General features: G+C 72.2%; 17 protein-coding genes and 1 tRNA gene. 11 read left to right on the top strand and 7 right to left on the bottom strand.

Annotated elements, in window-relative coordinates; translation table 11 throughout:
* Positions 1-4: 4 nt before the first annotated feature.
* The gene (locus DSM26151_RS10880; RefSeq protein ID WP_155053295.1) at positions 5-694 is read right to left on the bottom strand and encodes a response regulator transcription factor; all 690 of its coding nucleotides are present in this window, start codon (positions 692-694) and stop codon (positions 5-7) included.
* A 209-nt stretch (positions 695-903) separates the two neighbouring features.
* On the opposite strand from DSM26151_RS10880, the gene folP reads away from it, so the two are divergent.
* Positions 904-1,824 carry a dihydropteroate synthase gene (folP, locus tag DSM26151_RS10875; protein WP_407650947.1) on the top strand — a complete coding sequence of 307 codons (921 nt, stop codon included), beginning with the start codon at positions 904-906 and terminating at the stop codon, positions 1,822-1,824.
* Positions 1,821-2,537: a pyrimidine reductase family protein gene (locus DSM26151_RS10870; protein ID WP_234659567.1), complete on the top strand. Its 717-nt coding sequence runs from the start codon at positions 1,821-1,823 to the stop codon at positions 2,535-2,537. Before folP ends, DSM26151_RS10870 begins: the two co-directional genes overlap by 4 nt.
* Before the next feature lie 120 nt (positions 2,538-2,657).
* On the opposite strand, the gene DSM26151_RS10865 is transcribed toward DSM26151_RS10870, so the two are convergent.
* Genes DSM26151_RS10865 through DSM26151_RS10855 form a run of 3 tightly spaced genes read right to left on the bottom strand, consistent with a single transcriptional unit; the run spans position 2,658 to position 6,507 of the window.
* A complete protein-coding gene (locus tag DSM26151_RS10865) occupies positions 2,658-4,301 on the bottom strand; it encodes a DNA repair helicase XPB (protein WP_234659566.1) in 1,644 nt (547 codons plus the stop codon).
* Positions 4,302-4,354: 53 nt separating this feature from the next.
* Positions 4,355-6,226, bottom strand: a complete 1,872-nt coding sequence (locus tag DSM26151_RS10860) for a helicase-associated domain-containing protein (protein ID WP_234659565.1) — start codon at positions 6,224-6,226, stop codon at positions 4,355-4,357.
* A gap of 2 nt (positions 6,227-6,228) precedes the next feature.
* Positions 6,229-6,507 (bottom strand): hypothetical protein, encoded by a 279-nt coding sequence (locus DSM26151_RS10855; protein WP_234659564.1) that lies wholly within the window; start codon positions 6,505-6,507, stop codon positions 6,229-6,231.
* Positions 6,508-6,612: 105 nt separating this feature from the next.
* Between DSM26151_RS10855 and DSM26151_RS10850 the strand changes: the two genes are divergently transcribed.
* Positions 6,613-6,993, top strand: coding sequence for a cold-shock protein (locus DSM26151_RS10850; protein WP_234659563.1), 381 nt, complete (start codon positions 6,613-6,615; stop codon positions 6,991-6,993).
* Positions 6,986-7,657 (top strand): DUF3027 domain-containing protein, encoded by a 672-nt coding sequence (locus tag DSM26151_RS10845; RefSeq protein WP_234659562.1) that lies wholly within the window; start codon positions 6,986-6,988, stop codon positions 7,655-7,657. Before DSM26151_RS10850 ends, DSM26151_RS10845 begins: the two co-directional genes overlap by 8 nt.
* A gap of 7 nt (positions 7,658-7,664) precedes the next feature.
* Here the strand turns inward: DSM26151_RS10845 and DSM26151_RS10840 are convergent, their stop codons facing one another.
* Positions 7,665-7,925, bottom strand: coding sequence for a DUF2530 domain-containing protein (locus DSM26151_RS10840; protein ID WP_234659561.1), 261 nt, complete (start codon positions 7,923-7,925; stop codon positions 7,665-7,667).
* A gap of 10 nt (positions 7,926-7,935) precedes the next feature.
* The gene (gene serC, locus DSM26151_RS10835; protein ID WP_234659560.1) at positions 7,936-9,051 is read right to left on the bottom strand and encodes a phosphoserine transaminase; all 1,116 of its coding nucleotides are present in this window, start codon (positions 9,049-9,051) and stop codon (positions 7,936-7,938) included.
* 152 nt (positions 9,052-9,203) lie between these two features.
* On the opposite strand from serC, the gene DSM26151_RS10830 reads away from it, so the two are divergent.
* The 7 genes from DSM26151_RS10830 (at position 9,204) to DSM26151_RS10800 (ending at position 16,391) form a co-directional block, all read left to right on the top strand.
* The gene (locus tag DSM26151_RS10830) at positions 9,204-9,896 is read left to right on the top strand and encodes a metal-dependent transcriptional regulator (RefSeq protein WP_234659559.1); all 693 of its coding nucleotides are present in this window, start codon (positions 9,204-9,206) and stop codon (positions 9,894-9,896) included.
* Positions 9,897-10,114: 218 nt separating this feature from the next.
* Positions 10,115-10,984, top strand: a complete 870-nt coding sequence (locus tag DSM26151_RS10825; protein WP_234659558.1) for a C40 family peptidase — start codon at positions 10,115-10,117, stop codon at positions 10,982-10,984.
* Between the two features lie 337 nt (positions 10,985-11,321).
* Positions 11,322-11,819, top strand: a complete 498-nt coding sequence (locus DSM26151_RS10820) for an HNH endonuclease (protein ID WP_234659557.1) — start codon at positions 11,322-11,324, stop codon at positions 11,817-11,819.
* Between the two features lie 352 nt (positions 11,820-12,171).
* Positions 12,172-13,191, top strand: coding sequence for a CHAP domain-containing protein (locus tag DSM26151_RS10815; RefSeq protein ID WP_234659556.1), 1,020 nt, complete (start codon positions 12,172-12,174; stop codon positions 13,189-13,191).
* A gap of 313 nt (positions 13,192-13,504) precedes the next feature.
* Positions 13,505-13,576 (top strand) — tRNA-Arg (locus tag DSM26151_RS10810).
* Between the two features lie 46 nt (positions 13,577-13,622).
* Positions 13,623-15,311: a glucose-6-phosphate isomerase gene (pgi, locus tag DSM26151_RS10805; RefSeq protein WP_234661874.1), complete on the top strand. Its 1,689-nt coding sequence runs from the start codon at positions 13,623-13,625 to the stop codon at positions 15,309-15,311.
* 15 nt (positions 15,312-15,326) lie between these two features.
* Positions 15,327-16,391: an ATP-dependent DNA ligase gene (locus tag DSM26151_RS10800; RefSeq protein WP_234659555.1), complete on the top strand. Its 1,065-nt coding sequence runs from the start codon at positions 15,327-15,329 to the stop codon at positions 16,389-16,391.
* Here DSM26151_RS10800 and DSM26151_RS10795 read toward each other — a convergent pair.
* Complete coding sequence (locus DSM26151_RS10795; RefSeq protein ID WP_234659554.1) at positions 16,388-16,891, bottom strand: Lrp/AsnC family transcriptional regulator; 504 nt, start codon at positions 16,889-16,891, stop codon at positions 16,388-16,390. The two genes, DSM26151_RS10800 and DSM26151_RS10795, sit on opposite strands and share 4 nt — an antisense overlap.
* Positions 16,892-16,971 lie beyond the last annotated feature (80 nt).

Genomic DNA, 16,971 nt, shown 5'->3' with positions numbered 1-16,971 from the left:
TGGGCTAGGACTTCGACTTGAGCATGTACCCGAAGCCGCGCTTGGTCTGGATGAGGGGCTCGGAGGAGTGCTGGTCGAGCTTGCGGCGCAGGTACGAGATGTAGCTCTCGACGATGCCGGCGTCGCCGTTGAAGTCGTACTCCCACACGTGGTCGAGGATCTGCGCCTTCGAGAGCACCCGGTTGGGATTCAGCATGAGGTAGCGCAGCAGCTTGAACTCGGTGGGGGAGAGCTCGACGGGCACGTCGCCGACGAGCACCTCGTGCGTGTCCTGGTCCATGGTGAGCTCGCCGGTGCGGATGACCGCGTCCTCCTCGGCGTGCATCGTGCGGCGCAGGATGGCGCGGATGCGCGCGACGATCTCGTCGAGGCTGAACGGCTTGGTGACGTAGTCGTCGCCGCCGACCGTGAGGCCCGTGATTTTGTCCTCCGTGTCGTCCTTCGCGGTGAGGAAGAGGATCGGCGCCGTGTAGCCCGCCGAGCGCAGCCGCTTGGTGACGCCGAAGCCGTTCATGTCGGGCAGCATGACGTCGAGGATGATCAGGTCGGGCTCCTCCTCGAGCACGGCCGAGATGGTCTGCGCGCCGTTGGCCACGGCGCGCACCGCGAACCCGGCGAATCGGAGGCTCGTGGTGAGCAGGTCGCGGATGTTGGGTTCGTCGTCGACGATGAGAATGCGAGGTCCGTCACTCATGCGCCCATTCTTTTGAAGTTCGCTGTGATCTGGCTGTGAGTCGGTTGGGTGCGATCGGGTCGAGCGGATGCCACGGACCAGTACGATCTGGGCATGGAGTACTCGGGCTGCGCCCCGCTCATGGCGGGGGTCGAACCCGTCCTCGGGCGAGGCGTCCGGATGGCGGACGCGGCCGTCCCGGTCGGCGCGGCGGCCGTCGGAGCCGGCGCGTGAACGACGCGCTCGGCTGGGTCACGCCCGAGTTCGCCCACCCCGTCCGTCGCATCGCCGGCCGCGACGTGGACTTCCGGCGCAGCATCGCCGTCATGGCCGTGGTCAACCGCACACCGGACTCGTTCTACGACCGCGGCGCCACCTTCGGGCTCGACGCCGCCGTCGCCGCGGGCCGTCGCGCGATCGAGCAGGGCGCCGCCTGGATCGACGTGGGCGGGGCGAAGTTCGGGCCCGGCCCCGCCATCCCCGTCGCCGAGGAGATCGACCGCGTCGTTCCCGTCGTGGCCGCGCTCGCCGGCGCGGGCGCAGCGCTCTCGGTCGACACGTTCCACGCCGAGGTCGCCGCCGCCGCGATCGCCGCAGGTGCCGACGTGATCAACGACACGACGGGCGTGCACGACCCGGCGCTCGCCGAGGTCGTGGCGGATTCTGACGCGACCCTCGTGATCACGCACAGCCGGGCCGAGCCGCGGCAGTGGTTCCCGCGGCCGCAGTACGACGACGTCGTCGGCGAGATCGCCGCCTTCCTCGAGCGGCGCACGGCCCTCGCCGTGGCGCACGGCGTGCCCGAGGAGCGGATCGTGCTCGACCCCGGCCACGACCTGAACAAGAACACCCGGCACAGCCTCGAGCTCACGCGTCGGTTCGGCGAGTTGACCCGGCTCGGATTCCCGCTGGTCGCCGCCGTGTCGAACAAGGACTTCATCGGCGAGAGCCTCGATCGGCCGCGCGACGCGCGGCTCGCGGGCTCGATCGCCGCCGCGGTCTTCTGCGTCGCGCAGGGTGCGCGCGTCCTGCGCATGCACAACGTGGCCGAGTCGGTCGACGCGGCTCGCATGGTCGAGGCGATCATGGGATGGCGCGAACCCGCGCACCTGGCGCACAACATGGTCGACGGACCCAACCCCGAGCCATGAGCACCCCCGCCCGCCGCGACCTCCTCGACGCCTACGCGATCGAGGATCGCACCGGCCCGCGCGTGCGCATGAACTTCGTCGCGAGCCTCGACGGCGCCGTCACCGTCGACGGCCGCAGCGGCGGGCTCGGCGACGCGGCCGACCGGCTCGCGATGCAGGTCATGCGGACCCTGGCCGACGTCGTGCTCGTCGGCGCGGGCACGGTCCGCGCCGAGGGGTACGGCGGCGTGCGGGTCGACGACGACGCTGTCGCATGGCGCGAGGCGCACGGGCTGGCGCCCCAGCCGCGGCTCGCGATCGTGTCGGGCGGGCTCGGCCTCGACCCGCGGCATCCGGTGTTCGCGAAGGCCGTGACCAGGCCGCTCGTGCTGACCCGCTCGGGCGCCCCGGGCGAGCGGATGGCGGCGCTCGCCGAGGTCGCCGACGTGGTCGAGTGCGGCGGGGACGAGGTCGAGTCCGAGCGGATGCTCGGCGCGCTCACGGCGCGCGGACTCAGGCAGGTGCTCTGCGAGGGCGGACCGCACCTGTTCGGCGCGCTGCTCGCGGCGGGCGTCGTCGACGAGCTGTGCCTGAGCCTCAGTCCGCTGCTCGTCGGGGGCCGGGCGGGCCGTATCGTCGCAGGCGCGCCCGAGGGCGCCCGCCCGATGGCGCTCGTGCACGCGCTGCCCGCCGGCGACCTGCTGCTGCTCCGGTATCGCTCCGTCTCGCGCTGAGGCGCCGCGCGGGGCGCGCCGCGGCCCATCGCGCGGCTTCCCGGGCCGACTGCGCCACTTCCGGCGCGCTGCGCCACGTCACGTGGCGCGGCGCGCCGGAAGTGGCGCAGAGCGCGACCGCTACGCCGCCTCGAGCGCGTGCGCGTCGAGGATCGTGTAGCTGTAGCCCTGCTCGGCGAGGAAGCGCTGGCGGTTCAACGCGAAATCCTGGTCGACCGTGTCGCGCGCGACGAGCGTGTAGAAGTTCGCCGAGAGCCCCGACTCCTTCGGCCGCAGCAGGCGCCCGAGGCGCTGCGCCTCCTCCTGGCGCGAACCGAACGAGCCCGACACCTGGATGGCCACGGTCGCCTCGGGCAGGTCGACCGAGAAGTTCGCGACCTTCGACACGACCAGCACGGGCGTCCGGCCGTCGCGGAACTCCTGGAACAGCCGCTCGCGCTCGTCGACCGGCGTGGCGCCGGTCAGCTGCGGTGCGCCGAGCGTCTCGGCGAGCTCGTCGATCTGGTCGAGGTACTGGCCGATGACGAGGATGCGCTCGCCGGCGTGCTTGGCGACGAGCTCCTTGACGACGCCGAGCTTCGCGGGCGCGGTCGCGGCGAGGCGGTAGCGCTCGTCGTCGGCGGATGCCGCGTACGCGAGCCGCTCGGACTGCGGCAGGTCGATCCGCACCTCGTAGCAGGCGGCGGGCGAGATGAAGCCCTGGGCCTCGATCTCCTTCCACGGGGCATCGAACCGCTTCGGGCCGATGAGCGAGAACACGTCGCCCTCGCGGCCGTCCTCGCGGACGAGGGTCGCGGTCAGTCCGAGGCGCCGGCGTGCCTGCAGTTCGGCGGTCAGCTTGAACACGGGCGCGGGCAGGAGGTGCACCTCGTCGTACACGACGAGCCCCCAGTCGAGCGCGTCGAGGAGCGCCAGGTGGGCGTACTCGCCCTTCCGCTTCGCGGTGAGGATCTGGTACGTCGCGATCGTGACCGGCTTGACCTCCTTGACGTGGCCGGAGTACTCGCCGATCTCCTCGGCCGTGAGGCTCGTTCGTCGGAGCAGTTCGTCGCGCCACTGGCGCGCGGAGACGGTGTTCGTGACGAGGATGAGCGTCGTCGTCTTCGCCGTCGCCATCGCGCCCGCGCCCACGAGGGTCTTGCCCGCACCGCACGGCAGCACGACGACCCCCGACCCGCCCTCGAAGAAGTTGTCGACCGCCTTCTGCTGGTAGTCGCGCAGGTGCCATCCGTCCTGTTCGAGGCCGATCTCGTGCGGCGTGCCCGGCGTGTAGCCCGCGAGGTCCTCGGCCGGCCAGCCGAGCTTCACGAGCTCCTGCTTCAGCGCGCCGCGCGCCCACGGCTCGACGAGGAAGCTCGTGTCGTCGAGGCGCTCCGTGAGCAGCGGTGCGACGCGCTTGGCGCCGGCGACCTCGGTGAGCACCGCGAGGTCGTCGCTGTGCAGCCTGAGCTCGCCCTCGTCGGTCCGGTCGACCACGAGCCGCCCGTACCGGCCGACGGTCTCGCGCATGTCGACGGCGACGGTCTGCGGCACCGGGAACTTCGCGTACCGCTCGAGCGTGCCCAGCATGTCCTCGGCCGTATGCCCCGCCGCGCGGGCGTTCCACAGGCCGAGCCGTGTGATGCGGTAGGTGTGGATGTGCTCCGGCGCGCGCTCGAGCTCGGCGAAGATGGCGAGGTCGTGCCGCGCATCCTCGGCGAGCGGGTTCGCGACCTCGAGGAGCACGGTGCGATCGCTCTGCACGATCAGGGGGCCATCCGACATAGCGGACCAGTCTAGCCCCGGTTGCCCGGAGCCCGCCCGGAGGGTGGCGCCGATCAGTCGCCGAGGGCGTCCGCGGGAGCGGGTGCGACCGCGGCGATCGCCGACACGGGGAGCGTGCGTTCGATGTCGGACTTGCGGTCGCGGGCCCGCAGGCGCCCGTTCGCGACGCTCGCGGGCGCGAGCAGGTAGTCGGCGGTCTCACCGTTCGGCATGCGCACGGTGACGGTCAGCGTCTCCTTCGCGCGTGCGGCCGCCTCGAGCTGGCGGGAGAGCCAGGCCTGCTCGGTGCCCCCCTCCGCGTCGGCCTCGTCGAGCCGGTCGAGCATCGCCGCGAGCGGGTCGGGACGAGGGGTGGCCGTCGGCGCGTGGCCGACGTGGTGGCGACGGAGCCGGATGATCCGACCGCCGGCATCCTCAGCCGCGACGGGGTAGCGCGCGTCGCTCAGGCCCCAGAAGACGACCTCCGGCGCGAACCGCGACAGCAGCAGCCCGGACCCGTTCTGTCGCAGGCCGAGGGACGACAGGCTCTGGTCGACCAGCAGGGTCGAGATCACCTGCGGGTCATCCGAGCGGACGTAGGTCCGCGCGGGCGCGGCCGTGGCATCCGCTTCGCCGACGCGGACCGCGCCGAAGCGCGCCGCCGACTCGGTCAGCAGGTAGGCGAGCGGCTGCGGGATGCCGGTCAGCGAGACGCCCTCGAGGAACGAGCGGATGTCGTCGACGTCCTCGCCGGCGGCGAGTGCGCGGTTGACGGATGCCGCGGTCACCCGGTAGCTCGACGCGAGGTCGCGCCCCTCGACGTCGGCGAACGTGCGGAGCCTCGCGTCGAGCGAGGGCTCGAGCGGGCCGGGGGAGACGACCGTGAGGTCGTGCTGGAGGTAGACCTTGTCGACCTGCGGCGGGAAGTGGCGGGACAGCCGTTCCGCCGCGGCGGACAGATCGCCGCCGAGCACGAGCGCGGCCGTCTCGAGGGGCTCGCCCGCGACGGCGAGTCCGAGCGCCTCCGCGTCTTCGAGCAGGCGGGTCATGCCGTCGGTCAGCCAGGTGCCGCCGCCGGGGTAGTACCACGCGACGTCGTCCCGGATGGAGGATGCGGTCAGGGCTTCGCTGCGCCGGATGACGAGGTCGCGCAACGGGGCGGGGATGCGCTCGCGCCAGGCATCGGCGAGCCGGGTCCACCGGTCGGCGGTGCCGAGCATGATCCAGTCGGCGCCGTCGTCGGACTCGAGCCAGACCGGACCGTCGCGCACGATGAGCCCGCACTCGACCGCGCGGCGGACCAGACGCGGGAAGTCGTCGAGGTCGACGCCGGTCGCCTCGGCGAGCCGCTTCGCGTCGGGGAGCGCGAACCCGCCCTTGGCGAGTTCGCGGGCCGGCTGCACGGCCAGTCCTGCGAGCAGTTCGGCGGTCGCGGCCACGGTCGCGTAGGCCGTCTCGGCGGCGCGACGTTCGAGCAGCCCGTGGTCGGCGCGTTCGCCCGCGAGCGCCAGCGGCGGGGCCGGCGCCGCGAGCGCCTCGAGTTCCGGGAGGTCGTCGCCGATGCGCGCGTGGAGCCGGGTCGCGACCTCGAGGGGCACGTGCACGCGATCGCCGTCGCACAGGGCGAGCAGGCACGCCTCGAGCCGTTCGACGTTCGACCGGGAATCGTCGGCGAGCCCGTCGGCGCCCAGTCGACGCAGTTCGCCCTGCAGGACGTCGAGCTGGACCCAGCCGGCGTCGTCCGCGGACTCGGCCGCGGCGGCGAGGACGGCCAGTGCGGGACGCTCGAGGCGCCCGACGGCGTGGTCGATGGAATCGGGCGCGGTGAGGGCCTCGGCGAGGTCGAAGAGGTCGTCGACGCCCGCGTGGTCGAGTTCACGCGTCGCCAGCGCGGCCGCGAGTCGCTCGCGCGGTATCGAGCGGAGCCTCGCGGCGAGCACCAGCATGGCTACCGTTCCGTGCCCTGCTTGGATTCGCGGGACCTGCGGACGCCGTTGACGATGAGCAGCGTCACGAGCAGCACGAAGCCGATCGGCAGCCCGATCAGCGGCAGCATGATCACGAGCGGCCAGATGCCGTTGCTGAACCCGTCGTCTGCGCCGACACCGGACAGCGTCGCGATCATGACCGCGAGGAACGAGGCGATCGAGAGCCCGACCGTGGCGGCGACCATGAAGGCGAGGATGCGCTCGACGCGATGGTCCGTGACGGGGGCCTGTTTGCTCACGCTCCAACAATAGGCCAGCGACCGACCCGGTGACGCGCGGACCGTAGACTTGGAGCCGACGCGCCTCGGTCGGCGCGCCCATCACGAACGCGGGAGATCCAAACGATGCCCACCGGCAAGGTCAAGTTCTACGACGAGGAGAAGGGGTTCGGCTTCATCAGCGGCGATGACGGCGAAGAGGTCTTCCTCCACGCCTCCGCGCTTCCCGCGGGCACGAGCATCCGGTCCGGAGCCAGGCTCGAGTACGGCATCGCGCAGGGCAAGCGCGGCGCCCAGGCGCTGTCGGTGCGCGTCCTCGACGCGCCGCCGAGCCTGGTCCGCATGAACCGCAAGCCCGCCGACGACATGGCGGTCATCGTGGAGGACCTCGTCAAGGTCCTCGACGGCATCGGCGCGAACCTCAAGCGGGGCCGGTACCCGGATTCCGCGCACAGCAGGAAGATCGCGGCGCTGCTGCGCCGGGTCGCGGACGAACTGGATGCCTGACACCGACCAGCCCGCGGAGGCCGTGGACCGGGCCCGATCGGCGGAAGCGGCCGAGTCGGCCGAGTCGGCCGCACCCGTCGCAGCTCCGGTCGCCGACCGCGTGCTGCTCGCGGCGGTCGACCTCGCGCGCGGGGCACTGCTCGAGGTGACCGCGCCCCAGACCGTCGGCTCGATGATCGGGCACGCGGTGGACGGCGAGCGAGTGCTCTCGCTGCACTTCGCGGCGGACCTCCCCGGGTATCCCGGATGGCACTGGTCCGTCACCATCGCCCGCGTCGACGATGCCGAGCCGACCGTGCTCGAGACCGAGCTGCTTCCCGGCGAGCGCGCGCTGCTCGCGCCCGAATGGGTTCCGTGGTCGGAGCGTCTCGCCGAGTACCGCGCCGTGCAGGCCGCGGCCGCCGCGGCTGAGGAGGCGGACGGGTCGGCCGCAGGTGACGACGACGACTCGGGTGCCGATGCGTCCAGCGGCGCGGCGGACCCCGACGCGGACGACGACGCCGGCGACTTCGACGACGATGAAGACGAAGACGATGACGTCGGCGACGCATTCGACGGCATCGACATCGATGCGCTCGACGAGGACGCGGACGACGATTCCGCCTCCGCCGGCGACGACGATTCCGCCGCCGACGATTCCGAGGCCGACGCCGGCTCCCGCTGAACCCGGGTCAGCCGTCGGCGGCGGGCGCGCGGTCGCGCCGCCTGCGCGCCTGCACGACGACGAGACCGACGACGCCGAGTCCGACGCCGATCGCGGCGGCGGTCGCGAACCAGCCCAGGCCGGCCTCGCGCAGCGGGTCGGCGAACCCGAGCGCGAACCCGAGCGCGATCGCCCAGGCGATCGTCCCCGCGAGCAGCGCCTTGCGCGCGTCGGCCCGCACCGGCTCAGGGTCGGGCCGGCGCTCGGACTCGGAGAGCCACAGCCGCATGGCCGTCACCCTATCCCGCGTGCTCGAGCACCCAGTCCAGTGACGCGGTGAGTGCGCGCACGTCGTCGGGCTCGATCGCGGTGAACGTCGCGACGCGGAGCTGGTTGCGCCCGAGCTTGCGGTAGGGCTCGGTGTCGACGACGCCGTTGGCACGGAGCGTCCTGGCGAGCGCCGCGGCATCCGTCGTCTCGTCGAAGTCGATCGTGACGACGACCTGCGAACGGTGCTCCGGGGCTGCGACGAACGGCGTCGCGACGGCGGTGCGCGCGGCCCAGTCGTAGAGGATGCCGGAGGACTCGCGCGTGCGCGCATCGCCCCAGGCCGACCCGCCGGAGGCGTTGATCCAGTCGAGCTGGCTCTCGAGCAGCAGCAGGGTCGACAGGGCCGGGGTGTTCAGGGTCTGGTCGAGGCGCGAGTTGTCGAGCGCGTTCTTCAGCGAGAGGAAGTCGGGGATGTAGCGCCCCGATGCGGCGATGCGCTCGACGCGTTCGATCGCGGCGGGAGACATGATCGCGAACCAGAGGCCGCCGTCGGAGGCGAAGTTCTTCTGCGGTGCGAAGTAGAGCACGTCGAACTCGGCCGGGTCGGCGGGGGCGCCGCCGGCGGCGCTCGTGGCGTCGATCACGGTGAGCGCGCCCGCGTCGCCGTGCACGCGGCGCACGGGAGCCTGCACGCCCGTTGAGGTCTCGTTCTGGGGCCATCCGTAGACGTCGACTCCCTCGACGGGCTCGGCGTCGACGCGGCTGCCCGGCTCGGCCCGGCGCACGTCGGGGGCCTGGAGCCAGGGGGCCGCGGCCGCCTTGGCGAACTTCGCGCCGAACTCGCCGAACGAGCCGAGCTGGGCGCGGGTCTCGATGAGCCCGAAGGCAGCGGCGTCCCAGAAGGCGGTGGAGCCGCCGTTGCCGACCACGACCTCGTAGCCCTCGGGGAGCGCGTACAGGTCGGCGATGCCGCGCCGAACGCGACCGACGAGCTGCTTCACGGGCGCCTGCCGGTGCGAGGTTCCGAGCAGCCGGGGACCGACCTCGGCCAGGTGGGCGAGCTGCTCGGGACGGACCTTCGACGGGCCGCACCCGAAGCGTCCGTCTGCGGGCAGGAGCGACGGGGGGATCACGAGCTCAGGCATGGTCCGATCTTAGGCGCGGCCGGTTCGCCGTGGCGGCGGATGACGCGGGCTCGGGGGTTCACCGTGTCCATCCGAACCGTCGGGTCGGATGTCGCCGGGGGCCAGTAGGCTGATCGGATGCACGACGCGCCGCACGGCCGAGGAGGAGAGCGTTGACGGACCTCATCGACACGACCGAGATGTACCTGCGCACGATCCTCGACCTCGAGGAGGAGGGCATCATCCCGCTGCGTGCCCGCATCTCCGAGCGCATCGGGCACTCCGGGCCCACGGTCTCCCAGACCGTCGCGCGGATGGAGCGCGACGGCCTCGTGGTCGTCTCCGACGACCGGCACCTCGAGCTCACGGCCGACGGCCGGTCGAAGGCCGTGCACGTCATGCGCAAGCACCGTCTCGCCGAGCGGCTGCTCTCCGACGTGATCGGGCTCGACTGGGAGTACGTCCACGACGAGGCGTGCCGGTGGGAGCATGTGATGAGCGAGCACGTCGAGCGCCGCCTCATCGAGATCCTCGGGCACCCGACGCACTCGCCCTACGGCAACCCGATCCCCGGCCTGGAGGAGCTCGGCGTCGAGCCGGCCGCGCCGTTCATGCAGGGCGTGCGCAACGTGCTCGCCGCGCTCGACGACGGCGATGGGGTGGCCGATGGCGTCATCCGTCGCCTCGCGGAGCCGGCGCAGTTCGACCCGGAGCTGCTCGCGCGCTTCAAGGAGGCCGGTGTGCTGCCCGGCGCACGCGTCTCGCTCCGCCGGGACGGCCGCACGGTGACGGTGGCCGTCGAGGGCCGCGAGGACGCGCTGGAGCTGCCCGCGGAGCTGGCCGGGCACCTGTTCATCGGCGACTGATCCGGCGGCCGATCCGGCGGATCGACGCCCCGCCGTGATCGAAATGTGACAATCGACGACTGCTCGCGTATTGTCGGTCGAGTCTTCCGGTGACAAGCCCGCCGGGGGAACAGGGTCGGGACGCTACCTCAGCTCACCGCTCGGCCCTCGAAACCGTGACGCGCCGAACGGCGCACAGGTGAGGCGATGCCCCCGCATCGTGTGGCGGAGGACACGTTTTGGCTCGATTCCCCCACCGCCGTTCCGGCGCACTCACCGCCCCCAAGCCCAAGAACCGCACCGCCGTCGTCCGGCGCGACGTCGCGGCCGCGCCCGAGGTCGCGCGTGCCGCGGCCGACGCCGGGCACGACCGGGCCGTCTCGCGCGCCGGGCGAGACTCCCTCGGCCGGCGCCTGCGGCGCGGCGGAGCGAAGAACGTCATGGTCATGTCGGTCGCCGCCGGCATCGTCGGCACGCTCGCGATCCCCGCCTACGCGTTCGCGCCGGGCACCGACGGCATCCAGTACGGCGCGACCGCCGAGACGCAGCTCACGCGCGCCGCCGCGCAGGACGTCGTGGTCGCAGACGAGGTCATCGCGGCCCCGATCTCGGAGGACTCCTACGCCGCGGTCACCGCGGAGGAGATCCGCGCCGCCGAGGAGGCCGAGCGCGCGGCCGAGGCCGCCGCCGAAGCCGCACGACAGGCCGCCGCCGCGGAGATGACCTCGTACGCGGCCGCCGCGAGCGAGTACACCCCCGCCGCCGTGTACGGCTCCGCCGACCCGGCCAGCGTGTTCTCGGTCGCGCAGCAGTACCTCGGCGTGCCGTACGTCTACGGCGGCGCGACCCCCGCCGGATTCGACTGCTCGGGACTCGTGCAGTACGTCTACGCCCAGTTCGGGATCAGCCTCCCGCACTCGTCGTCGGGGCAGGGCGCCGCCGGCACCCAGATCCCGGTCTCGGAGGCGGTTCCCGGCGACCTGGTCGTGATGAGCGGCCACATCGGCTTCTACGCCGGCAACGGCATGATCCTCCACGCCCCCTACGAGGGCACCGTCGTGCGGACCCAGCCGATCTGGACCAGCGACTACTGGATCGTGCGGATATGACGTGTGAACAGGGCATGAAGCGAGCCTCGAATGGCGTGCCGGGAGGACCCGGCACGCCATTCGTGTCGTAGCCTTGTCCCTGACGATCCGAATACCGGGTAGGGGAGTCCCATGGCCGTGCCGCGCAAGAGCACCCATTCCGCGGGTGTGCGCGCGCGCTACGACCATGGTCGCCGCAGTCAGCCGAGTCTGGACTGCACCGGGATGCCGACGGGCACTGTCATGACGACGGTGCCCGTTTCGCGTCTCCGGGGCGTGCGAGCCCTGCCCGTGGCATCCGCTTCGTCCTTCCCTTCACGCGGCTGGAAGCCATCCAGCACGGATCGAAAGGCACCCCATGCGCACACTCGTGCTGAACGCCGGATATGAACCCCTCGCCGTCGTCTCGTTCAAGAGAGCGCTCCTGCTCGTCATGAACGACAAGGCGACGGTCGTCCTGCACGACCAGGAGAATCCGGTCCACGGTGCGAACGGCGATTGGGTGAGACCGAGCGTCATCCTGCTCACCAGGTACGTCCGAACGCCGCGCGTGCACCACGTGCCGGTGAGCCGCCGCGGCGTGCTCCGGCGCGACGAGCACCGGTGCGCGTACTGCGGCAAGTCGGCCGCCACGATCGACCACGTGCTGCCCCGGTCCCGTGGCGGGCGCGACACGTGGGAGAACCTGGTCGCGTGCTGCCTGCGCTGCAACAACACCAAGGGCGACCACACGCCGGCCGAGATGGGCTGGTCGCTGCGGATCACGCCGCGGATGCCGCGTGGTCGCGGATGGGTCGTGCGGGGATTCGAGCGGCCGCTTCCGCAGTGGAGCGACTTCCTCGAGCGCGCGGCGTGAGGGCCGACCCGCCGGGCGGGCGATCGTGACAACGGCTCCGGTGGTGCCCTAGGGTGGATCGGGTCCGGCCCGACCCCCGGCTCCGGATGCCCGCACCACCCCTCGCGTGCCGCCGCCTTCGGAGGCGGCACGGCTCCCCGGAGGTACACGACCCTTGCACGGTGACGATTTCGGCCGGCCCCCCGGTCCGCGGCCGAGCCACGCCGACGCGCCGCTTCGGCGGGATCGGGCTGCGCTCCGCGCGCAGGCCGGGGCAGCGGATGCCACGGCTCCCGCCCCGGTGACCCGACAGGATCCGCCGGCTCCGGCACGGCCGCCCCGTCCCGAGGCTCCGCGGCCGGCGCAGCGCAGCATGCCGACGAGCCAGCAGATCGCCCGACGTGCGCCGTTCCCCGAGGCGGTCGCGGTCCCCGCGGCGGCGCCGGCCGATCCGGTCGCGGTCCCGACGCCCGTCGTTGCGCGCGCGGCGAGCCTTCCCGTGGCCTCCGCCGCACCCGCGGCATCCGTCGTGGATCAGGCCGTCGACGGCGGCGCCGGCGCGGTCGCTGCGCCCACCCGCACGCCCCTGCCGCGCGCGCGTCGTGCGCGCGCCGAACAGACTCCGCCGGGCGGTCGCGCGGCGACCGGTCCGGTCGCCCGCCGCAACGGCCCGGCCCGGGTCGCGGCGACCGTCCTGCTCGTCCCGGCGCTCGTGGGCACCGTGGCGCTTCCGGCCTACGCGTTCCTGCCCGGGGGCCACCTCCCGGGCGGCGTGCCCACGAAGTTCAGCCTGTCGGTCGCCGAGGCGCAGGATCTCGACGTCTCCGAGCTCGCGAGCGGTGCGCCCGTCTCGAGCGACACGTTCTCGGTCACGACGAAGGCGGAGATCGACGCCGCCGCGGCCGAAGCCGCCGAGGCCGAGCGCGCGGCCTGGGAGGCCGAGCTCGCCTCGCGCGGAACGGGCGAGTACGCGATCGTCGCGCAGCAGGCCGAGGGCGACGACTACCCCTGGTGGAACGAGACCCCGGACGACTACGGCGGGGGGCTCTCGCCGCTGCGCTACTACTACCGCGAGTGCGTCGACTTCGTGGCCTGGCGGCTGAACCGCGACGCCGGCAGCACCGGCGCGCCGTGGCGCTGGGACTGGGGCAACCTCGCCTCCGGAAGCGCGTGGGTGTGGGCCGACGAGTGGGCCGCCAAGGGCTGGCCCACGAGCAACGACCCCGTCGTGGGCGCGGTGGCCTGGTTCCCGTACAACCACGTCGCGTACGTGCAGTCGGTCAACGGCGACGGCACGGTCACGATCGAGGAGTACAACTGGAACTCCGATCACTCGTACCACGTGCGAACCATCCCGATCGGGGACGCGCTCTACCTGTACCCGCCTGCCTGAATCCGCCCGTGCACGACGACGTGGCGAAATCCGTCGGCGAACTTGGACGTTCCGGACAATGACCGGGCCGCATGGTCCCGGATAGCCTGTGATCTCCCCGACCCAGAGAAACAGGTGACCGCGATGACGCAGCCCTCCGACGACAACCGGTTCGACGAGAACGGGTTCGTCGACGAGCTCGCCCCGTCGACCTCCGCGATCGTGGTGCTCGGGTACAACTGACCGCGGCAGTGCCCGCCCCAGGCCGCGGGTGGGCTCGCCGCGCCCGGCGCGATCGGGCCGGTCGTCCGCGCCCGGTAGACTCGACCGGTCAGCCTCTGTAGCTCAATGGAAGAGCAGCTCCGTCCTAAGGAGAGGGTTGGGGGTTCGAGTCCCTCCAGGGGCACATTTCGTCGCACGAGTTCGCGCATCGGCCTCGGCTCGGTAGCGTGATGCGGGTGAGCACGCCCATCGATCCCACCACCACTCCCGCCTGGTCCGATCTGGACGACCTCGGGGATTCGTTCGAGCCCGACCTGCGCGGCTGGTTCGCCGCCGATCCAGACCGGGCGGCGCGGCTGAGCCTGCAGCTCGCCGACCTGCACGTCGACCTGTCGAAGAACCTCGTGACCGACGAGGTGCTCGAGGCGCTCGTGCGCCTGGCCGACCAGGTCGGCGTCGCCGACCGGTACCAGGCGATGCTCGCCGGCGAGCACATCAACACCACCGAGGACCGCGCGGTGCTGCACACCGCGCTGCGTCGCCCGCGAGGGGCGAGCCCGGCGCTCGTCGTCGACGGACAGGACATCGACGCCGACGTGCACGAGGTGCTCGACCGGGTCGCGGCCTTCGCCGACCGCGTCCGTTCGGGCGACTGGCTCGGCGTCACGGGCAAGCGCGTCACCGACGTCGTGAACATCGGCATCGGCGGTTCCGACCTGGGCCCCGTGATGGTGTCCGAGGCGTTGAAGCCGTACGCCGATGCCGGCATCCGCGCGCACTTCGTCTCGAACATCGACCCGACCGACCTGGCGCAGAAGACGGCCGGCCTGGATGCCGAGACGACGCTGTTCATCGTCGCGTCGAAGACGTTCACGACGCTCGAGACGCTCACCAACGCGCGCCTCGCGCGCGACTGGCTGTGGGCGGGGCTCGAATCGGCCGGCGCGATCGGCGCCGACGAGGGGTCCCGCACCGACGCCGTCGCGCACCACTTCGTCGCGGTGTCGACGGCGCTCGACAAGGTCGCTGCCTTCGGCATCGACCCCGACAACGCGTTCGGGTTCTGGGACTGGGTCGGCGGTCGCTACTCGGTCGACTCGGCGATCGGCCTCTCGCTCGCGATCGAGCTCGGCCCGGACGTGTTCCGCGACCTGCTCGCCGGGTTCCACGCGGTCGACGAGCACGTCCGCACGACCCCGCTCGAGCGCAACGTCCCGGTGCTCATGGGGATGCTGAACGTCTGGTACGTCAACTTCCTCGGTGCGCAGTCGCACGCCGTGCTCCCGTACGCGCAGCAGCTGCACCGGTTCGCCGCCTACCTGCAGCAGCTCACCATGGAATCGAACGGCAAGTCGGTGCGGTGGGACGGCACGCCCGTGACGACCGGGACCGGCGAGGTGTTCTGGGGCGAGCCCGGGACGAACGGGCAGCATGCGTTCTACCAGCTCCTGCACCAGGGCACGCGGCTGATCCCCGCCGACTTCATCGCGTTCGCGAACCCCGCCTATCCGCTCGCCGACGACGGTCGCGACGTGCACGGGCTGTTCCTGGCGAACTTCCTCGCGCAGACCAAGGCGCTCGCGTTCGGCAAGACCGAGGCCGAGGTCGAGGCCGAGGGCACGACCGGCCCGCTCGTGGCCGCGCGCACGTTCACGGGCAACCGGCCGACGACCTCGATCTTCGCGCCCGCGCTCACCCCGTCGGTGCTCGGTCAGCTCATCGCGCTGTACGAGCACATCACGTTCACGCAGGGCGTCGTGTGGGGCATCAACTCCTTCGACCAGTGGGGGGTCGAGCTCGGCAAGCAGCTCGCGCTCGAGATCGCCCCGGCGATCGAGGGCGACGAGTCCGCTCTCGCCGCGCAGGACCCCTCGACGCGGGCACTCCTCGACTACTACCGCGCGCACCGGCGACCCTGAGGCATGATGGGCGGCATGGACCTGCCGGTGATGCCGCCCGTCAAGCCGATGCTCGCGAAGTCGGTGAAGCAGGTCCCCGACATCGGGCATGTCGAACCCAAGTGGGACGGGTTCCGCACGATCGTGTTCCGCGACGGCGACGAGGTCGAACTCGGCAGTCGCAACGAGCGGCCCATGACCAGGTACTTCCCCGAGCTCGTCGAGGCGCTGCGCGCGAACCTGCCCGAGCGCTGCGTCGTCGACGGCGAGATCGTGCTGATGCAGGGCGGCAGGCTCGACTTCGAGGCGCTGCAGCAGCGCATCCACCCCGCCGCGAGCCGCGTGAAGCTGCTCTCCGAGCAGACGCCGGTGTCGTTCGTCGCGTTCGACCTGCTCGCCGAGGGCGACGACGACCTCACCGGGCGGCCGTTCGCCGAACGACGCGAACGGCTCGTGGCCGCGCTCGCCGCGGCATCCGCCCCGGTCTTCGTCACGCCGGCGACCGCCGACCCGGGCCTGGCGGCCGACTGGTTCGCGCGCTTCGAGGGCGCGGGTCTCGACGGGGTCGTCGCAAAGCCCCTCGACGGGCTCTACCAGCCCGACAAGCGCACCATGTTCAAGGTCAAGCACGAACGCACCGCCGACTGCGTCGTCGCCGGGTACCGGTGGCACAAGTCCGGCGGCATCGTCGGTTCGCTGCTGCTCGGCCTGTACGGCGACGACGGTCGACTGCGCCACGTGGGCGTGGCCGCGTCGTTCCCGATGGCCAAGCGGCGCGAACTCGTCGACACGCTCGCTCCGTACCTCGAGGACGACCTGTCCGGGCATCCGTGGGGCGAGTGGGCCGATCAGGAGGCGCACGCGTCCGGCCGCATGCCGGGCGCGGTGAGCCGGTGGAGCGCCGGCAAGGACCTCTCGTTCGTGCCGCTCCGGCCCGAGCTCGTCGTCGAGGTCGCCTACGACCACATGGAGGGCGACCGGTTCCGCCACACGGCGCAGTTCCGTCGGTGGCGCGCCGACCGCGAGGCGGCGGGCTGCACCTACGGGCAGCTCGAGCAGCCGGAGCGCTTCGACCTCGCGGAGATCCTGCCGCTCGGCTAGACGACCGTGCGCACTCCGGCCGAACCGGCGGTGTGGTGCTCGAAGACGAGGTTGGTCTCGGTGAGCGCGACGGCGGGGTTGGCGGAGAGGTTCTTGAGCACGAACTGGCGCACGTGCTCGCTGTCGCGCACGCGCACGTGGATCAGGAAGTCCTCGCTGCCCCCGAGGAAGAAGAGCTGGGCGACCTCGGGTTCGCGGCGCAGGTCGTCGGAGATCTGCTCCATGAGGTGTCGTGCGCCGGGGCGGATGCGGACCGAGACGAGCGCCTGGAGCGAGTAGCCGAGTGCCGCGTGGTTGATCTCGGCGGTGTATCGCGTGATGATGCCGCGTTCGCGGAGCGAGCGAACGCGCGCGAGGCAGGTCGACGGTGAGACGCCCACTCGCCTGGCGAGGTCGACGTTGGGGATGCGGGCGTTCTCGTGCAGGAGCCCGATGAGCTGCCGGTCGATCTCGTCGAGGGCGATGCGGGCGGGTTCGCTGAACTGCGGCAGATCGATCACGGCGGGGCTTCCTGACGAACAATCGAAACGGATGCCTCGATCGTACCGAATTCTGTGCGGTCGCGCTTCACATCCAGCGA

Origin of the sequence: Agromyces marinus, from assembly GCF_021442325.1 — a bacterium.
Lineage (GTDB): Bacteria > Actinomycetota > Actinomycetes > Actinomycetales > Microbacteriaceae > Agromyces > Agromyces marinus.
Note: the sequence above shows the minus strand (reverse complement) of the source record. Positions and strands in the feature narration are given on the sequence as shown.

What these genes read in the sequence shown, in the direction of transcription:
- DSM26151_RS10880 (WP_155053295.1), bottom strand. Translation starts at nt 694, where the DNA reads ATGAGTGACGGACCTCGCATTCTCATCGTCGACGACGAACCCAACATC.
- DSM26151_RS10870 (WP_234659567.1), top strand. Translation starts at nt 1,821, where the DNA reads ATGAGCACCCCCGCCCGCCGCGACCTCCTCGACGCCTACGCGATCGAG.
- DSM26151_RS10865 (WP_234659566.1), bottom strand. Translation starts at nt 4,301, where the DNA reads ATGTCGGATGGCCCCCTGATCGTGCAGAGCGATCGCACCGTGCTCCTC.
- DSM26151_RS10860 (WP_234659565.1), bottom strand. Translation starts at nt 6,226, where the DNA reads ATGCTGGTGCTCGCCGCGAGGCTCCGCTCGATACCGCGCGAGCGACTC.
- DSM26151_RS10850 (WP_234659563.1), top strand. Translation starts at nt 6,613, where the DNA reads ATGCCCACCGGCAAGGTCAAGTTCTACGACGAGGAGAAGGGGTTCGGC.
- DSM26151_RS10845 (WP_234659562.1), top strand. Translation starts at nt 6,986, where the DNA reads ATGCCTGACACCGACCAGCCCGCGGAGGCCGTGGACCGGGCCCGATCG.
- DSM26151_RS10840 (WP_234659561.1), bottom strand. Translation starts at nt 7,925, where the DNA reads ATGCGGCTGTGGCTCTCCGAGTCCGAGCGCCGGCCCGACCCTGAGCCG.
- serC (WP_234659560.1), bottom strand. Translation starts at nt 9,051, where the DNA reads ATGCCTGAGCTCGTGATCCCCCCGTCGCTCCTGCCCGCAGACGGACGC.
- DSM26151_RS10820 (WP_234659557.1), top strand. Translation starts at nt 11,322, where the DNA reads ATGCGCACACTCGTGCTGAACGCCGGATATGAACCCCTCGCCGTCGTC.
- DSM26151_RS10815 (WP_234659556.1), top strand. Translation starts at nt 12,172, where the DNA reads ATGCCGACGAGCCAGCAGATCGCCCGACGTGCGCCGTTCCCCGAGGCG.
- pgi (WP_234661874.1), top strand. Translation starts at nt 13,623, where the DNA reads ATGCGGGTGAGCACGCCCATCGATCCCACCACCACTCCCGCCTGGTCC.
- DSM26151_RS10800 (WP_234659555.1), top strand. Translation starts at nt 15,327, where the DNA reads ATGGACCTGCCGGTGATGCCGCCCGTCAAGCCGATGCTCGCGAAGTCG.